The organism is Streptomyces sp. BI87 (assembly GCF_025957665.1).
Taxonomy (GTDB): Bacteria; Actinomycetota; Actinomycetes; order Streptomycetales; family Streptomycetaceae; genus Streptomyces; species Streptomyces albidoflavus.
This window is the reverse complement of record NZ_CP110079.1, coordinates 259,009-282,661: the sequence shown is the minus strand read 5'-3', so window position 1 is coordinate 282,661 and position 23,653 is coordinate 259,009. Positions and strand designations below refer to the sequence as shown.

The 23,653-nt window shown below is 75.2% G+C and carries 20 protein-coding genes and 1 pseudogene; 13 read left to right on the top strand and 8 right to left on the bottom strand.

All coding sequences use genetic code 11. From position 1 onward, the window contains the following. Positions 1 to 24: 24 nt before the first annotated feature. A complete protein-coding gene (locus OIM89_RS01175; RefSeq protein ID WP_264490890.1) occupies positions 25 to 693 on the top strand; it encodes a hypothetical protein in 669 nt (222 codons plus the stop codon). Positions 694 to 1,379: 686 nt separating this feature from the next. On the opposite strand, the gene OIM89_RS01170 is transcribed toward OIM89_RS01175, so the two are convergent. Next, a complete protein-coding gene (locus OIM89_RS01170) occupies positions 1,380 to 2,597 on the bottom strand; it encodes an MFS transporter (protein ID WP_030699926.1) in 1,218 nt (405 codons plus the stop codon). A gap of 117 nt (positions 2,598 to 2,714) precedes the next feature. On the opposite strand from OIM89_RS01170, the gene OIM89_RS01165 reads away from it, so the two are divergent. Next, complete coding sequence (locus OIM89_RS01165) at positions 2,715 to 3,374, top strand: alpha-ketoglutarate-dependent dioxygenase AlkB family protein (protein WP_030699925.1); 660 nt, start codon at positions 2,715 to 2,717, stop codon at positions 3,372 to 3,374. 51 nt (positions 3,375 to 3,425) lie between these two features. Further along, entirely contained in the window at positions 3,426 to 4,664 is a 1,239-nt protein-coding gene (locus tag OIM89_RS01160) for an ROK family protein (RefSeq protein ID WP_030699924.1), read from the top strand. Between the two features lie 88 nt (positions 4,665 to 4,752). Here OIM89_RS01160 and OIM89_RS01155 read toward each other — a convergent pair whose 3' ends face one another. Together OIM89_RS01155 and OIM89_RS01150 are read right to left on the bottom strand one after the other, a co-directional pair. Next, a complete protein-coding gene (locus OIM89_RS01155; RefSeq protein WP_030699923.1) occupies positions 4,753 to 5,289 on the bottom strand; it encodes an ATP-binding protein in 537 nt (178 codons plus the stop codon). A gap of 248 nt (positions 5,290 to 5,537) precedes the next feature. Continuing rightward, entirely contained in the window at positions 5,538 to 5,858 is a 321-nt protein-coding gene (locus OIM89_RS01150) for a hypothetical protein (protein WP_257203829.1), read from the bottom strand. Positions 5,859 to 6,182: 324 nt separating this feature from the next. Here OIM89_RS01150 and OIM89_RS01145 point away from each other — a divergent pair, with 324 nt between their 5' ends. After that, positions 6,183 to 7,319, top strand: a complete 1,137-nt coding sequence (locus OIM89_RS01145; protein WP_047466777.1) for a PLP-dependent cysteine synthase family protein — start codon at positions 6,183 to 6,185, stop codon at positions 7,317 to 7,319. A gap of 12 nt (positions 7,320 to 7,331) precedes the next feature. Here OIM89_RS01145 and OIM89_RS01140 read toward each other — a convergent pair whose 3' ends face one another. Next, on the bottom strand, positions 7,332 to 8,138 hold the full coding sequence (locus OIM89_RS01140) for a DeoR/GlpR family DNA-binding transcription regulator (protein WP_030699920.1): 807 nt from the start codon (positions 8,136 to 8,138) through the stop codon (positions 7,332 to 7,334). Positions 8,139 to 8,406: 268 nt separating this feature from the next. On the opposite strand from OIM89_RS01140, the gene OIM89_RS01135 reads away from it, so the two are divergent. Further along, the gene (locus tag OIM89_RS01135; RefSeq protein WP_047466778.1) at positions 8,407 to 10,845 is read left to right on the top strand and encodes a hypothetical protein; all 2,439 of its coding nucleotides are present in this window, start codon (positions 8,407 to 8,409) and stop codon (positions 10,843 to 10,845) included. Here the strand turns inward: OIM89_RS01135 and OIM89_RS01130 are convergent. The 4 genes from OIM89_RS01130 to OIM89_RS01115 all read right to left on the bottom strand — a co-directional run bounded on the left by OIM89_RS01130 (position 10,815) and on the right by OIM89_RS01115 (position 15,527). Then, positions 10,815 to 13,244: a right-handed parallel beta-helix repeat-containing protein gene (locus OIM89_RS01130; protein WP_030699918.1), complete on the bottom strand. Its 2,430-nt coding sequence runs from the start codon at positions 13,242 to 13,244 to the stop codon at positions 10,815 to 10,817. The genes OIM89_RS01135 and OIM89_RS01130 overlap by 31 nt on opposite strands. A 126-nt stretch (positions 13,245 to 13,370) precedes the next feature. Then, on the bottom strand, positions 13,371 to 13,976 hold the full coding sequence (locus tag OIM89_RS01125) for a hypothetical protein (RefSeq protein ID WP_030699917.1): 606 nt from the start codon (positions 13,974 to 13,976) through the stop codon (positions 13,371 to 13,373). A gap of 86 nt (positions 13,977 to 14,062) precedes the next feature. Next, a complete protein-coding gene (locus OIM89_RS01120; protein ID WP_264490889.1) occupies positions 14,063 to 14,932 on the bottom strand; it encodes an MOSC domain-containing protein in 870 nt (289 codons plus the stop codon). A gap of 76 nt (positions 14,933 to 15,008) precedes the next feature. Beyond that, positions 15,009 to 15,527: a DUF6643 family protein gene (locus OIM89_RS01115; RefSeq protein ID WP_264490888.1), complete on the bottom strand. Its 519-nt coding sequence runs from the start codon at positions 15,525 to 15,527 to the stop codon at positions 15,009 to 15,011. Positions 15,528 to 15,864: 337 nt separating this feature from the next. Here OIM89_RS01115 and OIM89_RS01110 point away from each other — a divergent pair. From OIM89_RS01110 to OIM89_RS01075, 8 genes and pseudogenes are all read left to right on the top strand, one after another. Further along, a pseudogene (locus tag OIM89_RS01110) lies at positions 15,865 to 16,796 on the top strand (TerD family protein). A 90-nt stretch (positions 16,797 to 16,886) separates the two neighbouring features. Then, positions 16,887 to 17,672, top strand: a complete 786-nt coding sequence (locus OIM89_RS01105; protein WP_217467773.1) for a glutamate racemase — start codon at positions 16,887 to 16,889, stop codon at positions 17,670 to 17,672. A gap of 60 nt (positions 17,673 to 17,732) precedes the next feature. After that, positions 17,733 to 18,329, top strand: coding sequence for a hypothetical protein (locus OIM89_RS01100; protein ID WP_030696084.1), 597 nt, complete (start codon positions 17,733 to 17,735; stop codon positions 18,327 to 18,329). A gap of 102 nt (positions 18,330 to 18,431) precedes the next feature. After that, a complete protein-coding gene (locus tag OIM89_RS01095) occupies positions 18,432 to 19,868 on the top strand; it encodes a DEAD/DEAH box helicase (protein WP_264490887.1) in 1,437 nt (478 codons plus the stop codon). Positions 19,869 to 19,927: 59 nt separating this feature from the next. Beyond that, on the top strand, positions 19,928 to 21,547 hold the full coding sequence (gene lnt, locus OIM89_RS01090) for an apolipoprotein N-acyltransferase (protein ID WP_264490886.1): 1,620 nt from the start codon (positions 19,928 to 19,930) through the stop codon (positions 21,545 to 21,547). Positions 21,548 to 21,624: 77 nt separating this feature from the next. Further along, positions 21,625 to 22,179: an NUDIX hydrolase gene (locus OIM89_RS01085; protein WP_030696081.1), complete on the top strand. Its 555-nt coding sequence runs from the start codon at positions 21,625 to 21,627 to the stop codon at positions 22,177 to 22,179. Positions 22,180 to 22,271: 92 nt separating this feature from the next. After that, complete coding sequence (locus tag OIM89_RS01080; protein ID WP_047466785.1) at positions 22,272 to 23,072, top strand: 3-hydroxybutyrate dehydrogenase; 801 nt, start codon at positions 22,272 to 22,274, stop codon at positions 23,070 to 23,072. Positions 23,073 to 23,136: 64 nt separating this feature from the next. After that, entirely contained in the window at positions 23,137 to 23,610 is a 474-nt protein-coding gene (locus OIM89_RS01075) for a hypothetical protein (protein ID WP_195730007.1), read from the top strand. Positions 23,611 to 23,653 lie beyond the last annotated feature (43 nt).

The window sequence follows — 23,653 nt, the reverse complement described above, 5'->3', positions numbered from 1 at the left end:
CCCTTCCAAGCACAGGAGTTCGTCATGCGCATCACCGCAATCGGAGCCACTGTGGCAGCCGTCGCCGTCCTCGCGAGTCCGGTTGCCTCCGGTCCCGCACCCGCAGCCTTCGCAGCCCCCAAAGCCCCTGCCGCGTCCGTCGCGAACAACGCGAAGAAGCCCGCGAAGACCGCGAGCGTCCACGGGGAGGCGCGCATCTCCTACATCGAGTCGATCCACGACGACATCCGCTTCACCATCCACGCCGAACAGAGGCCGTTCACCCGGCCGATGCCTCCCACGGCTCCCGAAGGGCTGTCCACGGATGCCCGGGGCACGCTGAAGTTCTCCCACACCCGGGGCGAGGCCACGGGGTGGGCGGAGGCCACGGTGGACTGCCTGGTCACCAGCGGCCGGACGGCGACTCTGACCGCGGTCGTGACGAAGTCGAACGTCGAGGAGCCCGGCGCCCGGCTGGGCATCAGCGTCCAGCAGGGTGGCAAGGGCGAGCCGGACCGCCTCGGCTTCTCCTGGGGAGTGGTCAACGTCGACCCGGAGAACGTCGACGAGAACGGCCAGCTCGTCAGGCCGCAGGCCGGTTCGTGCATGGCCCCCGCACCGTTCACGACCGTGATCAAGGGCGGCTTCAAGGTGGTCCACGCCGAGATCACCAAGTCTCCGACGCAGCCCGAGGCCGCGATCCCCCGTGACTGACACCCTGACCGCAACGCCCGCACCGGTAGCGTCGCAGGTCCCCCGCTCCATCCGCTTGGCTTCCCGGCCTTCCGGTTGTGACCGTGCCGGTCACTGACTGGCCTCAAGCGCCGGCCGGGCTGTCAGGGTCGCGGTTCCTCCGGCACGGGGGTGGGGCGGGGCCGCGCCGGGGTACCTCCTCACAAACTGCATGGTGCGGGGTCAATTGGAGCATGGCGGCCGTGTGTGCAGTTTGCTGCGGGGGCACCCCGACACGACCCCACCCCACGGTCTCGTACGCGGCCAACCGCCGGAGGGCGGATGAGGCCGTCCCCCATACCGGGCCTCTCCACAGCGACCACCCTCGTCGGTCCCGCTCGCCACAGAGATCAATCGGGGACGGTCTGTCTTTTCCCCCACCCACCGGCGGGACGACGCCGACGAAACGGAAGGGCGGGGACGGGTCGGGGTGCCCCCGCAGCAAACTGCACACACGGCCGCCTTGAAGCGACTGACCCCGCACCCTGCAGTTTGTGAGGAGGTACCCCGACCCGGCCCCGCCCGACCCAGACGGCGAACGAACCGCGAACCCCTACAGCCCGGCCGGCGTTTGAGGCCATCAGTGACCGGCACGGGCAAAATCGGCAGACGGCCGAAAAGCCCAGCCACCCCACAGCCCCCCGGCCGGGCACCCTGGCCACCCCGACTCAAGCCCGGGCAGCCCCCCGGGCCCCCCACCCCACCAAGGCGGCCAATCCGGCAAGCAAGGCCACACTGACCAACGCCACAGGCAAAGACCCCCACTCCGCCATGAACCCGATGGCCGGCGGCCCCAGAAGCATCCCGCCGTACCCCAGGGTAGAGGCGGCCGCCACCCCACTGGGCCCAGTCAACGCCCCGGCCCGCTCGATAGCCACCGGAAAGAGATTGGCCAGCCCGAGCCCGGTCACGGCGAACCCGAGCAGCGCCACCCACAGCGAGGGCGCGAGCGCCCCGAAGAGCATGCCGACCCCGGCCACGATCCCCCCACCGACCAGCGTGGCGGTACGCCCGACCCGTTCGAGCAGCGCCGTTCCGCTGAGCCTCCCCACCGTCATCGCCAGCGCGAACACCGCGTACCCGGCGGCAGCCACCCCCGGCCGGGCGGCCAGGTCCTCCTGGAGGTGAAGGGCACCCCAGTCGGCCAGCGCCCCCTCGCCGTAGGCGGTGCAGAAGGCGATGAGCCCGAAGACGGCGACCAGCGCGCGGGCCCGCCCGGCGAGCGGCGCCCCCGACGCCCCCTCGGCCGGCTCGGGCCGTACGGGAGCGGGCATCGGCTGCCGGAGGAGCACGGGCGCGGTGGCGAGCGTGACCAGCAGGGTGACGACGCCGAGCAGCAGCAGGTGCCAGGTGGGCGACAGGTACCCGGCCACCGCCCCGCCGAGCCCCGCTCCGACCATCCCGCCGAGGCTGAAGGCGGCGTGGAAGGTGGGCATGACGGGGCGTCCGAGGGCGGCGACCACGTCGACGGCGGCGCTGTTCATCGCCACGTTGATCCCGCCGTAGGCCGCCCCGAAGACGAGGAGGACCAGGCCGAGGGCGAGCGCGGAGTGGGTGAGGGGCGGCAGCGTCACCCCGAGGGCGAGCAGCAGCGCGCCGGCGACGGTGACGGGCCGGCTGCCGTACCGCCGGCAGAGCCGCCCGGTCAGCGTCATCGTGACCACCGCGCCCGCGGAGACGCCCAGCAGCGCCAGGCCGAGGTCGCTCGCGGACGCCTGAGTCTGCTCCTTGATGGCGGGGATACGCACGACCCAGCCGGCGAAGACGAAGCCGTCGAGGGCGAAGAAGACGGTGAGGGCCCGGCGGAGGACCGACAGGGAGGAGGGGGGCGAGGAGGGTGAGGAGGCGCTGCGCGGGGTGGACCCGGGTTTGTTTATGAGCGGCACAAAATCAGGGTACGGGGTCGGGGGAGCAGGGCACAATCGGCGGGACAGCGCTGTCCCGGCAGGGTTCGGCGGCCCCGGAGCCCGGTCCCGAGGGCGCGCGTGTGCGAGCATTCCGGTATGGCCGCGCTCATCCCCCGCTCCCGCACCACGCCCGCCCCGGGCGCCGCGCACGTACCGGAGTGGCTGTCCGAGGAGCGGCAGCGGGAGCTGGTCGAGGCGTGCCGCGGGTGGGCGAGGGGGCCGGTGCCGATGCGCCACACCGAGTTGCCCGGGGGCGGGGTGATGTCGGTGCGGAGTGTCAGCCTCGGGTGGCACTGGAGCCCGTACCGGTACACGCGCAGGGCCGGGGACGTGAACGGCGCGCCGGTCGCGCCGCTGCCGGAGTGGCTGGTGGAGCTGGGGCGGCGGGCCGTCGCCGACGCGTACCAGGACGAGGCGGCGGGACGGGCGTACCGGCCGGACGTCGCGCTGGTCAACTTCTACGGGGCGGGCGCCACCATGGGCATGCACCAGGACAAGGACGAGCGGTCCGGCGCGCCGGTCGTCTCGCTCAGCGTCGGCGACGCCTGCTTGTTCCGGCTCGGCAACACCGAGGGGCGCGGCAGGCCCTGGCAGGACCTCCGGCTGGAGAGCGGGGACCTGCTGGTCTTCGGCGGGCCGTCCCGCTTCGTGTACCACGGGGTGCCCAAGGTGTACCCCGGCACCGCCGAGCCCTCCGTCGGCCCCGCCACGGGCCGCCTCAACCTCACCCTGAGGGAGACCGGCCTGCCCGGCTGAACCCCGGCGGCGGGCGCGGGGGCGGCGCCCGGACATGGGAGACTCGCCGTCATGAACGGCAAGTCGGCGCCCCGCACGGTCGGCGGCACACCCCCACGGACCCGGCTCGAAAGAGGGCGCGGCGCGCTCGGCCCCGCCCTGGAACTCGTCCGCACCGGCCGCGCCCCCACCCGGGCCGTCCTCACCTCGGAGCTCGGCGTCACCCGCGCCACCGCCGGGGTCGTCGCCGCCGAACTCGCCACGCTGGGCCTCATCCGCGTCGACGCCCGCCCCACCGCCGAGGGCTCCCAGGGGCGCCCCTCGCACCGCCTGTCGGTCGACCCGGAGGGGCCGGTCGTCCTCGCCGCGCAGGTGCACTCCGACGGTTTCCGGGCCGCCCTGGTCGGCCTCGGCGGGCAGATCGTCGCCACCACCCCCGGCTGCGAGACCGTCGGCGCCGATCCGGCCGAGGTGATCGGCGCCGTGGTGGACGCCGGGGCGGGGCTGCTCGCCGAGACCGGGCGGCGCTGTGCGGGCGCCGGGCTGGCGGTCCCCTCGGCCGTCGCCGAGCCCGACGGCACCGCCCTCAACCCGCTCCACCTCGCCTGGCCGCCAGGGGCCCCGGTCCGCGAGATCTTCCGCCGGTGCGTGGCCGAGGCCGGGGTGCCGGGCCCCGCCTTCGCCGCCAACGACGTCAACCTCGCCGCCCTCGCCGAACACCGCCACGGCGCCGGTCGCGGTGCCCGTGACCTGCTCTGTGTGGCCACCGGGCACCGGGGCGTGGGCGGCGCGCTGGTGCTCGACGGGCGGCTGCACAGCGGCAGTTCCGGCCTGGCCCTGGAGGTCGGCCACCTCACCGTCGACCCCGACGGCCGCCCCTGCCACTGCGGCGGCCGGGGCTGCCTCGACGTCGAGACCGACCCGCTGGCCTTCCTCGCCGCCGCAGGCCACCGGCCGGGCCCTCAGGGTTCCCTGCTCCAGCAGGCGCGCGACCTGATCGCGGCCCGCCCCGACGACCCGGCCGTACGCGAGGCCGTCACCGTCCTCGTCGACCGCCTCGGCTTCGGCCTGGCCGGCCTGGTCAACATCCTCAACCCGGACCGGGTCATCCTCGGCGGGCTCCACCGCACCCTGCTGGAGGCCGCCCCCGAACGGCTGCGGGCCGTCGTCGCCGACCGCAGCCTGTGGGGGCGCAGCGGCAGCGTGCCGATCCTCTCCTGCACACTCGACCACAACAGCCTCGTCGGCGCCGCCGAGCTGGCCTGGCAGCCGGTGCTGGACGACCCCCTGGCGGCCCTGGCCACCGTCTGAGCGTCACCGTCCGGACGCCGGTGGCGGAGGAACGGCCCCGCGGGCCCCTCGGGGAAGGGACCTGCGGGGCCGTCCGTTCACCGCGGGGTCAGCCGGCGAAGGCCGACCGGGCGGGAGCGGAGGGGCCGGCGGCGAGACCGGGGAGCGCGCTGTCCAGGGCTGCTTCGGGGAACGGGCCCGGCGTCGTCGCGCCGTACAGGGCCGCGCCGCCCGGCTCGGCCGGGACAGGGCAGGGGGCGGGCAGGGTGAACCACACGACTTTCCCGCTGGTCTCCCAGGGGCGTACGCCCCAGCACTCGCTGACGGCGGCGACCAGGGCCAGGCCGCGCCCGCAGGTGGCGTCCGAGGTGGCGTCCCGGACCACCGGCAGCCGCGGATCGCGGTCGCGGACGGAGACGGTGAGGCGGTCGAGCAGCAGTTCCAGCCGCACCGTGCAGCGCTTGTCCGGTTCCGCGTGCCGGTGGACGTTGGTGAGCAGCTCGGTCACGCCGAGTGCGGCTCGGTCGATGAGCGGATCGAGATGCCAGTAGCGCAGCTGTGCCGAGACGATTCTGCGTACCTGGCCTATCCGGGGCGGCAGGGCCTGGAGCTCCACCGCGCACTGCCTGGTCGGCTGGCTGATCACGGTTGCGACTCCCCGAATTGAGTCCGGCAAAGACGGCGTTCGGATGTCGGCGGCGACCGCACCCGGCCGCAGCCTGCTCAGAGGGCCGGCGGCTGGTTCTCAGCGTGATCGCCGGTAAACCCAGGGTGATGTGTGACCAGAGTGACGCAGGGGGCCGGGGCCTGCAACTCGCAAGCCCCCGGACGGCGGTGGCACTCCGTGCCCGCTCGCGCGCCGGTGCGCGCGCCCCCGGCGGACCGGCCTGCCGCTCAGCCCACCCCCCGGGCCTGGCCGACGGCTTCGCGGAGTCTGCGGACCGGCGACACGTGCGAGGCGGAGGCGGCCGCGGCGGGGCCCCCGAGGCGCAGCCGGTACCGGGTGTCGTTGAAGGCGATCACCGCCTGGTCGTTGGAGCCGAACCAGGGCCGCTCCACCCGGACTTCACGGGCCGGGGCGCTGTCGATGACCCGGCCGCAGCTGGTGAGCAGGGCGAGCCTGCCGTCCGCGACCCGGACCTGGCCGGCCCGCGTCAGCGAACGCAGCCGCCGCATGATGCCCACCCCCGTGGCCGAGAACTCCGACTTGCCCATGACGTCTCACCCCTCCAGCCCCTGGAGCCCTTGGACAGTGCCCCCCGGCGGTACGGACACCGGGACCGCACCGGACGGAACACCACGTCCCGCCGAGTGCAGTCTGCCCAACCAGAGGGCGGCGTACCACCTCTCACGGGGGCAGCACGGGGGCGCGCCCCCCTGCCCGTCATGCGCCCCCACCGCCCGGTGAAACGCCCGCCCCAGCAGTCCCTTTGAGCGCCTCAAAGTGGTGTTTATGCAGGTGAGAAGGGTGAGACGGGTGTTTATGATCGAGACGTCCGCCACCTTCGACGGCCGGACACCGAGCGTGAGGAGTCCGCGGTGACCACCCCCCAGCACGAGCAGGCCGCTGCCCGCCCCCTGCCCACCGCCGACGTCGACCGCAGCGATGCCGGTTACCGAGAGTGGCTGAAGGAGGCCGTCCGCAAGGTCCAGGCCGACGCCAACCGCTCGGCCGACACCCACCTCCTGCGGTTCCCGCTGCCCGAGGAGTGGGGCGTCGACCTGTACCTCAAGGACGAATCGACCCACCCCACCGGCTCGCTCAAGCACCGGCTGGCCCGCTCCCTCTTCCTCTACGGCCTGTGCAACGGCTGGGTCCGCCCCTCACGCCCCGTCATCGAGGCGTCCAGCGGCTCCACCGCCGTCTCCGAGGCGTACTTCGCCCAGCTCGTCGGCGTCCCCTTCATCGCCGTGATGCCGCGCACCACCAGCCCGGAGAAGTGCCGGCTGATCGAATTCCACGGCGGCCGCTGCCACTTCGTGGACGACCCGCGCACCATGTACGAGGAGTCGGCCCGCCTCGCGGCGGAGACCGGCGGCCACTACATGGACCAGTTCACCTACGCCGAGCGGGCCACCGACTGGCGCGGCAACAACAACATCGCCGAGAGCATCTACCAGCAGATGCGCCGGGAACGCCACCCCGAACCCGCCTGGGTGGTCGCCACCGCGGGCACCGGCGGCACCTCCGCGACCATCGCCCGCTACGTGCACTACATGCAGTACGACACCCGGGTCTGCGTCGCCGACCCGGAGAACTCCTGTTTCTTCGACGGCTGGCGGCTCGGCGACCCGGCGGTGCACTGCGACAGCGGCTCACGGATCGAGGGCATCGGCCGCCCCCGCATGGAACCGAGCTTCCTGCCCGGCGCCATCGACCGGATGATGAAGGTCCCCGACGCCGCCAGCGTCGCCACCGTGCGGATGCTGGAGGGCGCCATCGGCCGCCGCGCCGGGGGATCCACCGGGACCGGACTGTGGAGCGCGCTGCGCATCGTCGCCGAGATGCGCGCCGAGGGGCGCACGGGCAGCGTCGTCACGCTCCTCTGCGACCCCGGTGACCGCTACCTCGACAAGTACTACTCCGACACCTGGCTCGCCGAGCAGGGCCTGGACATCACGCCCTACGCCCGCACCCTCGACGCCTTCCTCGCCACCGGGCGCTGGCCCGGCTGACCCGGGCGCCGGTCAGCCCTGCGGCCCGGCCACCACCAGCAGCCGCAGCCGCTCGGCGACCTCGGCGCGGGCCTCCTCGTCCAGCCCCTCGTCCGTCACCAGCGTGTCGACCTCGTCCAGCGTCGCGAAGGAACTCAGGCCCACCGTGCCCCACTTGGTGTGGTCGGCGACCACCACCACCCGGCGCGCCGAACGGACCAGACAGCGGTTGGTCTCGGCCTCCGCGAGGTTGGGCGTGGACAGGCCCGCCTCGGGCGCTATGCCGTGCACGCCGATGAAGAGCACGTCGACGTGGAGCGAGCGGATGGCCTGGTCCGCGACCGGCCCGACCAGCGAGTCCGAGGGCGTGCGCACCCCACCCGTCAGCACCACCGCCGCCTGCCGCTCGGCCCCCGGCTGCGCCGCGTGAAGGACGTCGGCGACCCGCACCGAGTTGGTCACCACCGTCAGGTCAGGCACCCCGGTCAGCCGCTTGGCCAGCGCGTACGTCGTGGTGCCGCCGGAGAGGGCGATGGCGGTGCCCGGCGAGACCAGCGCCGCCGCCTCCCGGGCGATCGACTCCTTGGCGTCCGGCTCCAGCCCCGACTTGGCCTCGAACCCCGGCTCGTGGGCGCTGGCGTCGGCGGGCGGCACCGCGCCGCCGTGCACCTTCTCCAGCACACCCTGGCGGGCCAGCACGTCCAGGTCCCGACGGACCGTCATGTCCGATACGCCCAGCCGGCGCGTGAGCTCGTTGACCCGGACGCCGCCCCGCCTGCGCACCTCGTCGGCGATCAGCGCACGGCGCTGCTCCGCGAGGAGACTCTGCTGCTCGCCCACCCAACGCTCCGTCCTCCCGGTCCGGCGGCCCGCCGTCCCGGCTCCGCCCTGAGCGCGCTCATCCTCCCACGCGCCCCGGAAACACCCTCCCGGGCCCCGCCGCGGCTGGAACATGACAAGGAGATTCGGTGACGGGAGGTGTAAGGACGGCCCCTGGGGGAGATCCTTCTTCCGCGCCGGTGCGACCACCTGCCGCGCTCCCGGTACCGACCGCCCCGACCTGGGCCGTCCACCCGCGGCGACCGGCGCCCGGACTCACGGGGGAACAGTGCACCAGGACCAGCCCGCACCGCAGCCGGGCACGCCCGCGCCCGAAGCCCCGCCGCCCGCACCCGGCGGACCCCCGCCCGGCGGCGGCATCGCCGAGGACACCGCCCTCGAACTCCTCGTCCACGGCGTCGGCGGCAGCACCCCCGCCGAGATGCTCGACGACCCGTGCACCGTCCGGGTCAGCGGCGACCAGACCGCCGCCGTCCACCGCCGCGCCCAGGACGCCGACGCGGAACAGCGCCCCGAGGACTACCGCGGCAAGCCGGTCCCCGAGGCGTACGTCTGGTCCAACCTCACCAGCGGCAACGGCACCCGCGCCCTCTGGCTGCTCCTGCTGCCCTTCATGGTGGTCAACCTCGCCCACTGGATGCGCCCCTCCACCACCGGCCGACGCACCGCCGTCCGCCTCTACGGGCTGCTGGTGCGGCTGGTCGCCCTCAGCCTCACCGTGCTGCTCACCGCCGCCGCCTGCGAGGTCGCCCTCGACCTCGTCGCCTGGCAGTGCGCCGGCACCGCGAGCTGCTCCGGCGGGCGGGCCTGGCTCGGCTTCCTCGCCACCGACGCCCAGGGCAGCGGCGGCTGGTGGTCCCAGCCCGGCCGCCGCCTCGCGCTGGCCGCCCTCGTCCCCGGCGCCCTCACCGCCCTGCTCTGGTACCTCTCCCACCGCACCTGGCGCAGCTACGAGTCGCAGCAGCCGCTGCCCGCCGTCGACCGGGCCGAGCAGGAGGCCGAGGAGAACGCGCCCCACGCCGCGCTCGGCCGCCCCGGCTTCTGGTACGGCCGGCGCCTCGGCGCCCGGCTGCGTGCCGCCCACACCTCGGCCGGACTCCTCACCATCGGCGCCGCCGTCGCCGGACCCGCCGCCGACCACGACCGGCTGCCCGGCGGCCCGGCACCGCTCGGCATCGTCGGTTCCGCCCTCCAGGCCGCCCTGCTGGTCTCCGCCGTCGCCGTGGTCTGGGTCGTCTCCCGGCGCGGCCGGGCCGAGAGCCGCCTCGACGAGCACCTCGACCGCCTGGTCCGCGTCCTGCCCCTGACCGCCCTCGCCCTCACCCTGCTCAGCCTCGGCTACGCCGCCTGGTCCCGGCCCGGCTGGCAGTCGGCCGGGCGGCTCCCTGGCGACGAGACCTTCGGCGCGCTCGTCCTCGCCCAGGGCGTCCTGGTCGTCGCGCTCGCCGCCACCGCCCGCCGCCTGCACGCCACCACCCCGGAGCGCCGCACCGTCCTCAAGGGGCTCGGCGGCCCCGCCGTCGCGATGCTCGCCTGCGCGCTCGGCGGCGTGATGTCCGGCGGGGTCGCCCAGCGCGTCGCCGACTGGCTCGACAACGGCTCCACCCCCGGCGCCCCCGGCGGCCCCTTCCCCGGCCCGCCCGTCCTGCTCTCCTGGCAGGCGTCCGTCCTCCCGCCGCTCCTCGTCATCCTCCTCGCCGTCCTCGTCTGGTACGCGGTCCGCACCCACCGCCACGCCCGCCGGGAGGAGGCCCAGGTCGCCGCCGACTACCCGGGCGAGCCCCTCGACGCCACCCGCACCGCGAAGATCGCCTCGGCCCGCGCCATGGCCGCCCTCACCGACCGGGCGCCGGTCGTCGTCGGCGTCGTCTCCTCGGTCACCCTGCTGCTCGGCGCCGGGGCTCTGCTGGGCGCCTGGACCACCGGACGCGTCCCCGGCGAGGCCGCCCGCGACCTGCCCGCCGTGGTCAGCGGCGCCGCCGCCACCGCGCAGGCCCTCGGCTCCTGGCTGATCGGCTTCGGCTTCCTGCTCTTCGTCACCTGGGGGCGCCGCGCCTACCGCGATCCGGCCGCCCGCCGCACCATAGGCATCCTCTGGGACGTCGGCACCTTCTGGCCGCGCGCCGCCCACCCCTTCGCCCCGCCCTGCTACGCCGAGCGCTCCGTCCCCGACCTCACCTGGCGGATCGCCTCCTGGACCCGGGAGACCGGCGGCCGGGTCGTCCTCTCCGGCCACTCCCAGGGCAGCGTGCTGGCCGCCGCGGCCGCCTGGCAGCTTCGCCCCTCCGCCCGCCGCCGGGTCGCCCTGCTCACCTACGGCTCACCGCTGGAGCGGCTCTACGGCCGCTGGTTCCCCGCCCACTTCGGCCCGGTCGCGCTGACCACCCTGCACGGCGAGGTCGACTGCTGGCGCAACCTGTGGCGGCACACCGACCCCATCGGCGGCCCCGTCCGGGTCAGCACCGAGGGCCGCCCCGAGGTGGACCGCCCCGCGCTGGCCGACCCGCTCGCCCACGGCCGCACCGCCGCCCACCCCCTCCCGGCGCCGATCCTCGGCCACTCCGACTACCAGGCCGACCCCGCCTTCGCCGAGGAACGGGCCCGCCTGCTCGCCCGGCTGGAGCAGCCCGCCGCCGCCCTGCCCAAGCAGCTGCACGCGGCCGGCGGGCAGCCCGCTCAGGGCAGTACGGGCAGATCCTCCGGGTAGAGCAGGGTCAGCTCCTCGGTGCTCGGCGCCGAGAGCTGGGCCACCCGCCCGGCATGCCGCTCCACCATCGCCTCGAAGGTCTGCCGGGCGGTCCGGCCGTTGCCGAAGGCCGGGCCCTTCGGCAGCGCCGTGAAGTACTTGAGCAGCGCCTCGCCGGTGCCGGGGCCGAGCCGGTACTCGTGCTCGTCGGCCTGCTGCTCCACGATCCGCAGCAGCTCGTCGGGGTCGTAGTCGGAGAAGGTGATGGTCCGTGAGAAGCGCGAGGCCACACCCGGGTTGACGGAGAGGAACCGCTCCATCTCGGCGGTGTACCCGGCGACGATGACCACGACCGCCTCCCGGTGGTCCTCCATCAGCTTCACCAGGGTGTCGATCGCCTCCCGGCCGAAGTCCCGGCCGGAGTCCTCGGGCGAGAGTGCGTACGCCTCGTCGATGAAGAGGACCCCGCCGCGCGCCCGGTCGAACGCCTCCTGGGTGCGGATGGCGGTCGAGCCGATGTGCTCGCCGACCAGGTCGACCCGGGAGACCTCGACCAGGTGGCCCCGGTCGAGCACGCCGAGGGCGGCGAGGATCTCCCCGTAGAGGCGGGCCACGGTGGTCTTGCCGGTGCCGGGGGAGCCGGTGAAGACCAGGTGGCGGCGGACCGAGGCGGCCTTGAGCCCGGCCTCCCGGCGGCGCCTGCCGACCTCGATCATGTCGGTCAGCGCCCGCACCTCCCGCTTCACGCTGGCGAGGCCGACCAGCGCGTCGAGGTCGGCGAGGACGGTGTCGGCCGGGCGGGTCTCGTGGGCGGGCTCGGGGGCCGCCTCCGGCGCCGCGGGGGTGGTGGAGCGCGGGGAGGGGACGCCGCCGAGCAGGCCGACGGTCTGGGTGGCCGGCGCCGGGGGAGCGGTGGCCGGCGCGGGGGAGCCCAGCTGGGTGGACTCGTCGCTGGAGCACTCCTCCACCACGGCCCCCTCGCCGTCGGCGCCGCCTTGCGCGAACTCGAAGCCGCCCCGGGCGCACCGCTCGGTGCGGCACTTGCGCAGCGTGCTGCGGCAGCCGTCGATGATGTGGAAGCCGTATCCCTCACTGCCCGTCACCCGGCAGCCCTGGAAGGTGCCGCGGCCGCCCGCCGAGACGTAGAAGCCGGCCTCCGTCGGGGAGGTGACGGTGGTCCGTTCGATCAGGGGGTCGGCGCCCTTGGTGACGATGACGCCGGTCTGGGCGGCGTCGATGGTGCAGTTGGCGAGGGTGCCGCCGCTGCCGTGGTCGCGGAACCAGGCGCCCCGGCCCGCGCCGCTGATCCGGCAGTCGTCCAGCTCGGCGGTGGCGCCGCCGCTCACCGACACCGCGATGTTGCGCACCTGGGAGAGGTCGCTGTCGACCACGTCGGCGCGCGAACCCCGGTCCAGTACACAGAGCGCGTCCGGTACGTCGTGCACCCGGCAGCCCTCCAGCACCGCGGTGGCGCCGTCGCTGACCCAGACGGCCGGGTAGTCGCCGGTGCCGTCGTGGATCTCGCAGCGGTGGGCGTCGACCCGTGTGCCCGGGTCCCACACCGACAGGCCGTTGCGCCCGAACCGGGCCACCTCGGAGCGGGTCAGCGTCAGCACCGAACGCGAGCGCAGGTCCACCGCGTTCTCCGGCACGTCGTGGACGCGGCAGTCCGCCAGGGTCAGCACGGCGTCGGTGTCCAGCGTGACGCCGTTGCCGGTGACCCGGTGGACCGCGCAGTCGGTGAGGACCGCCGCCGCCCGGGAGGCTATCTGCACCCCGGAGCCGTTGATCTCGTAGACCTCGCAGCCCAGCGCCTCCAGGCTGGAGTGGTCGCCGGTGACCGAGAGGCCCGCGCCCGCCGCGTGGTGCACCCGGCAGCGGTCCAGTCTCGGCCGTCCGCCGCCGCGCACCGCGACCCCGGACTGGCCCGCCGCGATCACCTCGCACTCCTCGAAGATGCCTCCGCCGCCGTCCACCACGGCGATGCCGACCCCGGCCGGGTTGTCGACGGTGCAGGCGCGGACGGTGGGCCGCCCGCCCGCGCGGACCTCGATCCCGGCGGCGGACCGCGTGACGATCCGCAGGCCCGTCAGTTCCGGGGTGCCGTCCTCGACCAGGACGGCCGGCACCGCCGCGTCCTGCCCCTCGATGTGCAGCCCCTGGACCTGGGCGGAGGCCCGCACCGCCAGCGGAACCCCCTCCGGCGGCGCGATCCGCACCGACCCGGCCGACCCCTCCTGCCCGAGCAGCGTCACCGCCCGGTCCACCACGAGGTTCTCCCGGTACGTGCCCGGGGCGACGGTCAGGATGTCACCGTCGGCCGCGGCCTCCAGGGCGGCGGTGAGGGAGGCGTACTCGCCTGTGCGGCGCCGCCACCGCGAAGTACCGGTGTGCGTCACCTGGACCGTGCCCTGTGCCATGGTGTTGTTGTGCCCCCACCTCGTGTACGCGGGTCCTGCGGACTGTCGCCGGAGGAGCCCGGCCGGTCCACCGTAGCGCGCGCCGGATGGGGGAGTTGACCGGTCCGGGGTCGCGGAGCGCGACGGTCAGCTTCCGGTGCCGGTTCTGCCCCAGTCGGGGCCGACCCGCTCCCACTCCCGGTCCCAACAGGCGTACCGGAAGCGGACGATGCGCCATCGCGCGCCACGGCGCACGCCCTCGACGAGGACGCCCCACGCGGTCGCCGCGCCGATCCCGGCCAGCCAGGCGTGGGTCTGCGCCATCATCGGCGGCATCGGCGGCCGGGCGGGGGAGCCCCGCAGGTCCGTCCAGATCCGGAACCGGTCGCCGGGAGCCTCCGAACCGGGGGGCGCGACGATCCTGCCGGTGCGGGCCGTGCCGTCGGGGGCGGTCCAGTGGGCGACGACCCGGGTCCGGGTGTGCGGGGCCTGGGCCGTCTCGGGGTCGGCGTCGTAGACGGGCCGGCCGAGCGGCCGGTCGACCGTGGCGACGGTCTGCCGGCGCTGCGCGCGTTCGGCGGCGGCCGTCTCCAGCAGGGCGTGCTCGGTGGCCGAGCCGGCGGTCAGCGCCACCCAGGGGGCGCCGGCCAGCAGGAGCACGCCGCAGAGCAGCGCGAGCCACGCCTCGACGCGGTCGGTCCGGCGGTAGAGCGGATTGCGGCGCCAGCGCCACAGTCCGGGAATCGTCCGCATCGCACCCCCTCTCGGTCACGTCCGGCCGTACGGTCCGCCGTGCGGGGACGGCTGCCCGGGGCGAGCGGGATCACTCCGCGGGAACCTCAACGAGTCCCGGCGGTCGCGGACACCGCTGCCACGGGCCGCCGCGCGAGGACGGTGACCGGGTCCCCCGCGCGGACCGTGCCGGTCGATTCGGGGATCAGATTCTGCCCGAAGACGAGCTGGGAACCGAAACGGCGGTGGCGCGAGAGGGTCCGCAGCGGCTCCTTGCCGCGCGCGGCGGTGCGCTGGTCGGTGGTGGTCACCACGCACCGCCCGCACATCTTGGCGACCTTGAAGGTGACCTCACCGACCGCGATACGCGCCCACGCGTCCTCGTCCCAGGCGTCGGTGCCGGAGACGACGAGGTTGGGCCGGAAGCGCTCCATCGGCAGCGGGCCCTCCGCGGCGTGGTCGCCCTCGGCGATCAGCGCGTTGAGCGCGTCGAGCGAGCCGGTGGTGGTCACCAGCAGCGGATAGCCGTCGGCGAAGCCGACCGTCTCGCCGGGGGCCGCGAACTCCTGGTCCACGAGGCGGTCCCGCGCCGGGTCGGCGAGGTGGACCAGCCGGACCTCCCTGCCGAGGAAGGAGCTGACGCGGGCGCTCGCCGCCGCGTCCCCGAGGACGGCGCGGACCTTGTCCTTCCAGATCTCCACGGTGGCGGCCGGCGCGCCGGGACCGGGCACCGGCACCTCGCACGGGTCCTGGCCCGGCACGGCCAGCATCAGGCCGCCGCCGGGCAGCGGCGTGACGGAGATCAGCGCCAGGGTGGGGAAACCGCGCTGGGTGACGCACCGGTCCTCCGCGTCGACCAGCATCCAGCGCCGGTCACCGGCCAGCCCCCACGGCTCGACGGTGGCCTTCGGCAGGGTGAGACCGCGGGTCCCCTTGACGGGGTAGACGTGGAGCGAGGTCAGCTCGGCGTTCGGCATGGGGCCATCCTGCCACCCGCCCGCCGAGCCGTACCTCCCGATTCGTCCGTCGTCCCTCCTCGGGCGGAGCCGCAGGTCAGTAGCCGCCCCGGTAGGGGCGGTTGTACGGGTCCTCGTACGGATGCTGCTGCGGCGGGGCCGGGTTCGGCCGGGGAGCGGCCGGGCGCATCGCCTCGTACCCCGAGGGCTGGGCCGCCGGCCGCATCGCCTCGTACCCCGCTGGTGCGGGGCGCGGCTGCTGGGGCTGGTGGGGCGGCTGCGGCTGGGCGTAGGGCTGCGCGGGCTGGTAGCCGCGCGGGGGCGCCTGCTGCTGCGGGATGTACGGAGCCGACGCCTGCTGGAAGGCGGGGGCCGGGGCCTGTGCCTGCTGCGGGTACCCGTACGCGGCGGGCTGCGGCGACGGGGCGGCCGGGAGCGCGGGAAGCGCCGAGGGCAGGGCGGGGAGCGAGGAGCCCGTGTCGTACATCGAGGGGACCCGGATGGGGGCGATCTGCGGCGTGCCCCGCTCCGCCACGAGCGAGTCGTAGATCGGGGTGTCCGGGAAGGATGGCGCGGAATAGTAGCCGCTGCCGTAGCTGGCGCGGGGGGAGGTCATGGCACCTAAGTTAAGCCCACGATGCGGTCATTGGGGAGACCGATAAGAGGGTTGTTTTCGGGTCCGGGGGCCATGCGGCCTCACCGATGTGGGTGAACATGCTGAAATCATGCCAACTCTCGGCTTTCGATGAGGTAAGAAAATCCGCCTCCGGGAGGAGGTGACGTGCCGTCTGCCAGTGATCTTTCCCCGGAAGGGCTGCTTCCGGGTGGCCGGAGGCGCTCCGTCCCCTTCGGTGCCGGACGACTTCGGGACAACTCGCCCGCACCGGGCCTACGGTGGGCGTGATCGCGCGACGGAGCGGCGGCGGACCGCGAGGGGCGGCATGGCAGTGGTGATGTCCAAGGGGGCCAACACACCGGTCCCGCAGGCGCCGGTCCGGCTCCGTCTGCACTGGCGGCACGGCGCGGGGGTGCCCGACGCCCGGACCGCCGCCCTCCTGGTCACGGGGGACGGCCGCGTGGCGCACGGGTCGTCCTCGTCGCCGTGGTGGGCAACGGCACCTTCGGCGCGGTGCCCGGGCTCGACGTCACCGTGACCGACGCCGCCGGCGACCGCGAACTGGCCCGCTACGAGAGCCGGGACACCACCACGGAGACCGCCTTCGTCGCGGGCGAGCTGTACCGGCGGCAGGGCGGCTGGAAGTTCCGCGCCGTCGGCCAGGGGTACGCGGGTGGCGCCACCGAACTGGCCGTCGCAGCCGTCACCCTCACCAAGGCGGCCCCCTCCGTCTCCCTCACCAAGCAGGGCGCCACCACCGGCGCGCTCCACGTCAACCTCAACTGGCAGGCCCCGCTCGACCTCGACCTCGGTGCCCTCTACGAGCTGGCCGACGGCACCAAGGGCGTCGTCCAGGCGCTCGGCAACGCCTTCGGCGACCTCCACCGCCCGCCGTGGGTCCACCTCGACGGCGACGACCGCACCGGCGCCGTCGCCGCCGGCGAGAACCTCACCGTCAACCTCGACCACACCCGCGACTTCCGCCGTGTCCTGGTCTTCGTCACCCTCTACGAGGGCGCCGCCGACTTCTCCGGCCTGCACGCCACGGTGACCCTGCGCACCCAGCACGGCGCCCCCGTCACCTTCTCGCTCGACGAGTGCGACGTACCGTCCCCCGTCTGCGCCCTCGCCCTGCTCACCCAGGGACCTGACGGCCTCGTCGTCCACCGCGAGGCGCGCTGTCTGGTGCCCGGCCGCAGGTCCGGCCCGCAGCGCGCCCTCGACGAGGCGTACGGCTGGGGGCTGCGCTGGACGCCCGGGCGAAAGTAGCCGCGGACCACGCCCGCAGCGCCTGCTCCGGCGTCCCGGGTGCCCGCCCTGCGGCGGCGGCCCGCAGCAGGTCTCGGCTAGGGTGACCGGGTGAAGATCGCCCTCGTGGACTCAGGGATCGGCCTCCTGCCGGCCGCCGCCGCCGTGCGCCGGCTGCGCCCCGACGCCGATCTCGTCCTCTCCTCCGACCCCGACTCCATGCCCTGGGGTCCCCGCACGCCCGAGGACCTCAGCGCGCACGCCCTGGCCGCCGCCGAGGCCGCAGCCGAGCACGCCCCCGACGCCCTGGTCGTCGCCTGCAACACCGCGTCGGTGCACGCGCTGCCCGCCCTGCGCGAGCGCTTCGAGCCGGCCCTGCCCGTCATCGGCACCGTCCCCGCGATCAAGCCCGCGGCGGCCGCCGGCGGCCACGTCGCCATCTGGGCCACCCCCGCCACCACGGGCAGCCCCTACCAGCGCAGGCTCATCGCCGAGTTCTCCGGCGCCACCCCGGTGACCGAGGTGGCCTGCCCGGGCCTCGCCGACGCCGTCCAGTGGGACGACCCCACAGCCGTCGCCGCCGCCATCGCGGACGCCGCCGCCCGCACGCCGTCCACGGTCACCTCCGTCGTCCTCGGCTGCACCCACTACGAACTGGTCGGCGACGCCATCCGCACCGCCGTGGAGCACTCCGGCGCCGGCCCGCTCACCCTGCACGGCTCCGCCCCCGCGGTCGCCGCCCAGGCCCTGCGCCGCCTCGGCCTCGCCCCCGACCCGGCCGCGCCCGCCACCGGCACCCTCACCGTGCTGCTCAGCGGCCGCGCAGAGCCGCTGCCCGCCGCCGCCCTCAGCTACGAGCAGGGCCGCCTGCTGGCCCCCGTCGCCGCCGACCGCTGACGGACCGGGGCGGGTCCCTCGTACGCTTCGCGCGACCTGCCCCGGAACGCGAGCCTCCGTATGGTCGGCCGTATGAGGGAACCCGAGCCCGCCTCCCGGCCCGCCGACGACCCGCCGCACCTCCACGCTGCCGTCGAGACCTGGACGGGGCGCGCCTCCGGCCGCCTCCAGTGGTTCCTGGCGGTCGCGGGGATCGCCTGCCTCGCCCTCGGCGTCGAACTGGCCGTCGACTCCTCCTGGGCCTCCGGGGTCACCCCGCTGGTGATGGCGGTGGTCGGCTGCATCGCCGCCGGGCTGCTCATCCTCTACGGCACCCTCGCCTTCGTCCACGTCGCCGTGCGGGTCGACGACGACGCGCTGGAGGTGCGCTGCGGCCACCTCGGCTTCCCCCGCCGCCGCATCCCCCTGGGCACCGTCACCGCCGTCGACTACGCCCCGAGCGTCTGCCCGCGCCACTGGGGCGGCTGGGGGTACCGCTGGCGTCCCGAGCGGGGCATGGCCGTCGTCGTGCGGCGCGGCGAGGGCCTCGTCCTGCGCCTGGCCGACGGCCACAGCCTCACCGTCACCGTGGACGACGCCCGCGCGGCCGTACACGCCATCCGCAGCCGCCTGCCCGAGGCCGGCTCCTCGTACCAGGGGATGCCCGGCCGCCCCTGAACCGAGCCGGACGACCGTCCGCCGCGTGCCGCCCCACGGCCGGGCGAGCCCCGGACCCCGCCTCCGGCGTCCCGGCCGTCCTCCTTGACCGACAATGGGTCCATGAACCGTTCAGCCCGCCCGGACCGCACCCCTCGCCCCGCCGCCCCCGAGGGTGACTTCGCGCGCCCGGCCGGCCACACCCCCGGCCTCCCGGCCGCCGCCTCCTTCGACGAGCTCGGCCTGCCCGCCGGGATACGGGAACTGCTCACCGCACAGGGCGTGGAGACGCCCTTCCCGATCCAGGCGGCCACCCTCCCGGACGCCCTCGCGGGGCGGGACGTCCTGGGCCGGGCCCGGACCGGTTCCGGCAAGACCCTCGCCTTCGGGCTGCCCCTCCTCGTACGCACCGCGGGCCGGCGGGCCGAGGCCCGCAAGCCCCTGGCGCTGGTCCTCGTCCCCACCCGCGAGCTGGCGCAGCAGGTCACCGACGCGCTCACGCCCTACGCCCGGGGGCTGGGGCTGCGGACGGCCACCGTGGTCGGCGGCATGTCGATCGGGCGGCAGGCCACCGCCCTGCGCGAGGGGGCCGAGGTCGTCGTCGCCACCCCCGGCCGGCTCCTGGACCTCGTCGAGCGCAAGGACGTGCGCCTCAACCGGGTGGAGACCACCGCCCTCGACGAGGCCGACCAGATGGCCGACCTGGGCTTCACGGACCAGGTCACCGCCCTCCTCGACCTGGTGCGCGAGGGCGGCCAGCGCATGCTGTTCTCCGCCACCCTCGACCGGAACGTCGACCTCCTGGTGCGGACGTACCTCCACGACCCGGTGGTCCACGCCGCCGACCCCGCGGCCGCCGCCGTCACCACCATGGACCACCAGGTGCTCCAGGTGCACGGCGCGGACAAGTTCGCCACCGCCACGGAGATCGCCGCCCGCGACGGCCGCACGATCATGTTCCTGGCCACCAAGGCCGCCGTGGACCGCTTCACCGCTCACCTGCGCGGCAGCGGTGTCCGCGCCGCCGCCCTGCACGGCGACAAGTCCCAGCCGCTGCGCACCCGCACCCTCCAGCGGTTCGCCGGCGGCGAGGTGAGTGTCCTGGTGGCCACCAACGTCGCCGCGCGCGGCATCCACGTCGACGAGATCGACCTCGTCGTGAACGTCGACCCGCCGGCCGACCACAAGGACTACCTCCACCGCGGCGGCCGCACCGCCCGCGCCGGTGACTCCGGCACCGTCGTCACCCTGGTCACCCCCGACCAGCGCAAGGACGTGCTGCGGCTCATGGCGGAGGCGGGACTGCGGCCCCGGGTCACCCAGGTCCGCTCCGGCGAGGCCGGGCTGAGCCGCCTCACCGGCGCCAAGGCCCCGTCCGGCGTCCCGGTCGACGGCAGCGCCCCCAGCGCCGAGCGCCCCAAGCGCGGCGGCGCCCAGTTCCGCGGCATCGGGACCGTCCCCGGCAAGCCCGGCCGGGCCAAGAACGCGTCCCGCCGGTCCGCCGAGGAACGGAAACTGGCCGAGGCCCGCAAGGCCGCCCGCACCCGCCGGGGCCACTGAACCACAGCCCCGCCGGAGGGCCTGACCGGGCCCAGGTCACGCGCCGTAGACTCCGACGCGTGACCGCCACCATCGCCCCCGCCGACGGGACGCCCGGCCCGCCGCCGCCCGCCAGGACCGGCCGCGCCGCCCGCCTCCTGCGCGCCCTGTACCTCGCCGTCGGCGCCGGCCTCGCCGGCGTACTCCTCTACGTCAGCTTCCCGCCCCGGGTGCTGTGGTGGCTGGCCCTGCCGGCCTTCGCCGCCCTCGGGCTGCTGCTGCGGGGGCGCGGCTTCAAGGGGGGGCTGGGGCTCGGCGCCCTCTTCGGCCTCGGCTTCCTGCTGCCGCTGCTGGTGTGGACCGGCGTCGAGGTCGGCCCCGGGCCGTGGCTGGCGCTGGCGGTCGCCGAAGCCTTCTTCGTCGCCCTCGTCGGCGGCTTCACCGCGCTCGTCACCCGGCTCCCCGGCTGGCCGCTGTGGGCCGCCGCCCTGTGGACCGCCGGGGAGGCCGCGCGGGCCCGGGTGCCGTTCGGCGGGTTCCCCTGGGGCAAGGTCGCCTTCGGCCAGGCCGAGGGGGTCTTCCTGCCGCTCGCCGCCGTCGGCGGCACCCCCGTGCTCGGGTTCGCCGTCGCCCTGTGCGGCTTCGGCCTCGGCGAACTGGCCCGCCAGCTGTACCTGCGCCGCCGCACCGGGACCCTGCGCCGGGCCGCCACCGCCGGTGCCGTGGCCGCGCTCGTCCTGCCGCTCGCCGGGGCCCTCGCCGCCCGCCCGCTCGTCTCGGACCGGGCCGAGAACGGCACCGCCACCGTCGCCGTCGTCCAGGGCAACGTGCCGAGGATGGGGCTCGACTTCAACGCCCAGCGCCGCGCCGTCCTCGACTACCACGCCCGCGAGACCGCCCGCCTCGCCGAACGCGTCGCCAGGGGCGAGGTCGCCCAGCCCGACTTCGTCCTGTGGCCGGAGAACTCCTCCGACATCGACCCCTTCACCAACGACGACGCCCGCTCCGTCATCGAGCAGGCCGCCACCACCGTCAAGGCCCCCATCTCGGTGGGCGGCGTGGTCCAGGCCGAGAACGGCAAGCTCTACAACCAGCAGATCCTCTGGGACCCCGACAAGGGCCCCGTCGACACCTACGACAAGCGCGTCATCCAGCCCTTCGGCGAGTACATCCCGCTGCGCTCCCTGATCAGCGTCTTCAGCCAGGGCTACGTCGACATGGTCCGCACCGACTTCAGCCGGGGCACCGACCCGGGCGTCTTCGACCTCGCCGGGAGCCGGGTGGGCATCGCCACCTGCTACGAGGCCGCCTTCGACGGCGCCGTACGCGAGACCGTGGACGCCGGGGCGCAGATGCTCTCCGTCCCCAGCAACAACGCCACCTTCGGCTTCAGCGAGATGACCCACCAGCAACTCGCCATGAGCCGGGTGCGCGCCGTCGAGCACAGCCGTGCCGTCGCCGTCCCGGTCACCAGCGGGGTCAGCGCCGTCATCCGGCCCGACGGGGAACTGGTCCAGCGCACCGGGATGTTCGAGCCCGCCTCCCTCGTCGCCGAGGTACCGCTGCGCTCCTCGCAGACCTGGGCCACCCGGCTCGGCGCGCTCCCGGAGGCCGCCCTCGTGGCCCTCGCCGCGGCCGGCCTCGGCTGGGTCGCCACCGGCGCGGTACGCCGCCGCCGCGCCGCCGCACCGGACGCCTGACCGGGGCGTACGTCCCCGGCCACCAGGGTCCCCGCGCGCCCGCGTAGGGGCCCTGGCCAGACGTTAGGGTCGGACGCATGGCTACTCCCGACTTCCTCCGCACCCTCCGCGCCTCCGCCGGACACCAGCTCCTGTGGCTGCCCGGGGTCAGTGCCGTCGTCTTCGACGACGAGGGCCGCGTCCTGCTCGGCCGCCGCGCCGACAACGGCCGCTGGTCGATCATCGGCGGCATCCCCGACCCAGGGGAGCAGCCCGCCCAGTGCGCGGTCCGCGAGGTGTACGAGGAGACCGCCGTCCTCTGCGTCCCCGAGCGCGTCGTCCTGGTCCAGGCCCTCCAGCCGGTGACCTATCCCAACCAGGACGTCTGCCAGTACATGGACATCACCCTGCGCTGCCGCGCCGTGGGCGGTGAGCCGCGGGTCAACGACGACGAGTCCCTGGAGGTCGCCTGGTTCGCGATGGACGAGCTGCCGGAGCTGGCCGAGTTCTCCGCCTACCGGGTCAAGCAGGCCCAGGAGCCCGCCTCCGCCGCCACCTGGTTCGACCCGTCCTTCACCGACCCCCGCGAACTGCCGCGCACCGACACCCCCGAGGCACCCGGGGTGACCGGCGGCCGACCTGCCCCGCTGTGACCGCGCCCACATGGTGCCGCCCCACCACCGGGCTGCCAAGTGTGGGCGCCGGCCCTATGGGGAGCCCCTGGACCGCTGCCTAGGGTCGGATCATGACAGCGCCCCTCACCCCTGAGCCCCGTCCCGCCGCCGAGCCCTTCCTGACCGGGCGGACCGCCCTGGTCACGGGCGCGGCGGGCGGGATCGGCAGCGCCTGCGCCCTCGCCCTCGCCGGGGCCGGTGCGGCGGTCCGCGCCACCGACCGCGACACCGCCGGGCTGGACGCCCTGACCGAGCGGGCCCAGGGGCTGCCCGGCACCGTCGAGACCCGCCCGCTGGACCTGGTCGACCTCGACGCCGCCGAGGAGGCCGCCGCCGGGGTGGACATCCTCGTCAACAACGCCGGCATGCAACTGGTCCGCCCGCTCCACGAGTTCCCGCCCGACGCCTTCCACACCGTGCTCACCGTGATGCTGGAGGCGCCGTTCCGCCTCATCCGCGGCGCCCTGCCCCACATGTACGCGCAGGGCTGGGGCCGCATCGTCAACCTCTCCTCCGTCCACGGCCTGCGCGCCTCGCCCTTCAAGTCGGCCTACGTCGCCGCCAAGCACGGGCTGGAGGGCCTCTCCAAGACGGCCGCCCTGGAAGGCGCCCCGCACGGCGTCACCTCCAACTGCGTCAACCCCGGCTACGTCCGCACCCCGCTGGTCGAGCGGCAGGTCGCCGACCAGGCCGAGGCGCACGGCATCAGCCGGGACGAGGTGCTGGAGGAGATCCTGCTGCGCGACAGCGCCGTCAAGCGCCTCGCCGAACCGGACGAGGTCGCCGCCGCCGTCCTCTACCTGTGCGGCCCCCAGAGCGGCTTCGTCACCGGCTCCTCGCTGACCCTCGACGGCGGCTGGACCGCGCACTGAGCGGGGGAGCGCGGCCCCGCGAAACCCACTCGACCACGCCACCCCGGGGAGGAAGCATGGGCGGATGACATCCGACTCGGCAGCCCGTCTGCTTCAGGACAGGGCCGTCCTCTGGAGCATGGGCGAGCTCTCGGCCCCCGACGTCGTCGGCGCCGCCTGCGACGCGCTCGTCTCCGGGCTCGACAGCCCCACACTCCGCCGCCTGGCCGCCCTCACCCGGGCCGAGGCCGCCTACGACGTACGGGAGCTGTTGCCCGGAGCCCTCGACGAGCTGGGCCTCGTCTGCCCCCCGCCGGGCAGCACGGCCGGACAGGAAGCCGCCGCCCGTGTGCTCTGCCGACGCGTGCTCCGGGGGGAGCTGTTCCCGAGGGCCCTGGCCTTCTGGGCGCACCGCAGCCACGGCCACGAACTGCCCCTGACCGCACGGCTCGCCGAACTGGACGACGCGTACGACACGATCGAGTACGGCGGCCCGACGGCGGCCGGGCTGGACGCGGAGGTCACCGTCGAAGCCCGCCGCCTGGCCGCCGGCCCCTGACCCCAGCTTCCCGCCCTCCCCGTGGCCTCAGAGGCTCCAGGGG

Excerpts from the sequence above, each read along its gene's own strand:
- OIM89_RS01175 (WP_264490890.1), top strand. The coding sequence starts at position 25 with ATGCGCATCACCGCAATCGGAGCCACTGTGGCAGCCGTCGCCGTCCTC.
- OIM89_RS01165 (WP_030699925.1), top strand. The coding sequence starts at position 2,715 with ATGGCCGCGCTCATCCCCCGCTCCCGCACCACGCCCGCCCCGGGCGCC.
- OIM89_RS01160 (WP_030699924.1), top strand. The coding sequence starts at position 3,426 with ATGAACGGCAAGTCGGCGCCCCGCACGGTCGGCGGCACACCCCCACGG.
- OIM89_RS01150 (WP_257203829.1), bottom strand. The coding sequence starts at position 5,858 with ATGGGCAAGTCGGAGTTCTCGGCCACGGGGGTGGGCATCATGCGGCGG.
- OIM89_RS01130 (WP_030699918.1), bottom strand. The coding sequence starts at position 13,244 with ATGGCACAGGGCACGGTCCAGGTGACGCACACCGGTACTTCGCGGTGG.
- OIM89_RS01125 (WP_030699917.1), bottom strand. The coding sequence starts at position 13,976 with ATGCGGACGATTCCCGGACTGTGGCGCTGGCGCCGCAATCCGCTCTAC.
- OIM89_RS01120 (WP_264490889.1), bottom strand. The coding sequence starts at position 14,932 with ATGCCGAACGCCGAGCTGACCTCGCTCCACGTCTACCCCGTCAAGGGG.
- OIM89_RS01115 (WP_264490888.1), bottom strand. The coding sequence starts at position 15,527 with ATGACCTCCCCCCGCGCCAGCTACGGCAGCGGCTACTATTCCGCGCCA.
- OIM89_RS01100 (WP_030696084.1), top strand. The coding sequence starts at position 17,733 with ATGGTCGGCCGTATGAGGGAACCCGAGCCCGCCTCCCGGCCCGCCGAC.
- OIM89_RS01095 (WP_264490887.1), top strand. The coding sequence starts at position 18,432 with ATGAACCGTTCAGCCCGCCCGGACCGCACCCCTCGCCCCGCCGCCCCC.
- OIM89_RS01085 (WP_030696081.1), top strand. The coding sequence starts at position 21,625 with ATGGCTACTCCCGACTTCCTCCGCACCCTCCGCGCCTCCGCCGGACAC.
- OIM89_RS01080 (WP_047466785.1), top strand. The coding sequence starts at position 22,272 with ATGACAGCGCCCCTCACCCCTGAGCCCCGTCCCGCCGCCGAGCCCTTC.
- OIM89_RS01075 (WP_195730007.1), top strand. The coding sequence starts at position 23,137 with ATGACATCCGACTCGGCAGCCCGTCTGCTTCAGGACAGGGCCGTCCTC.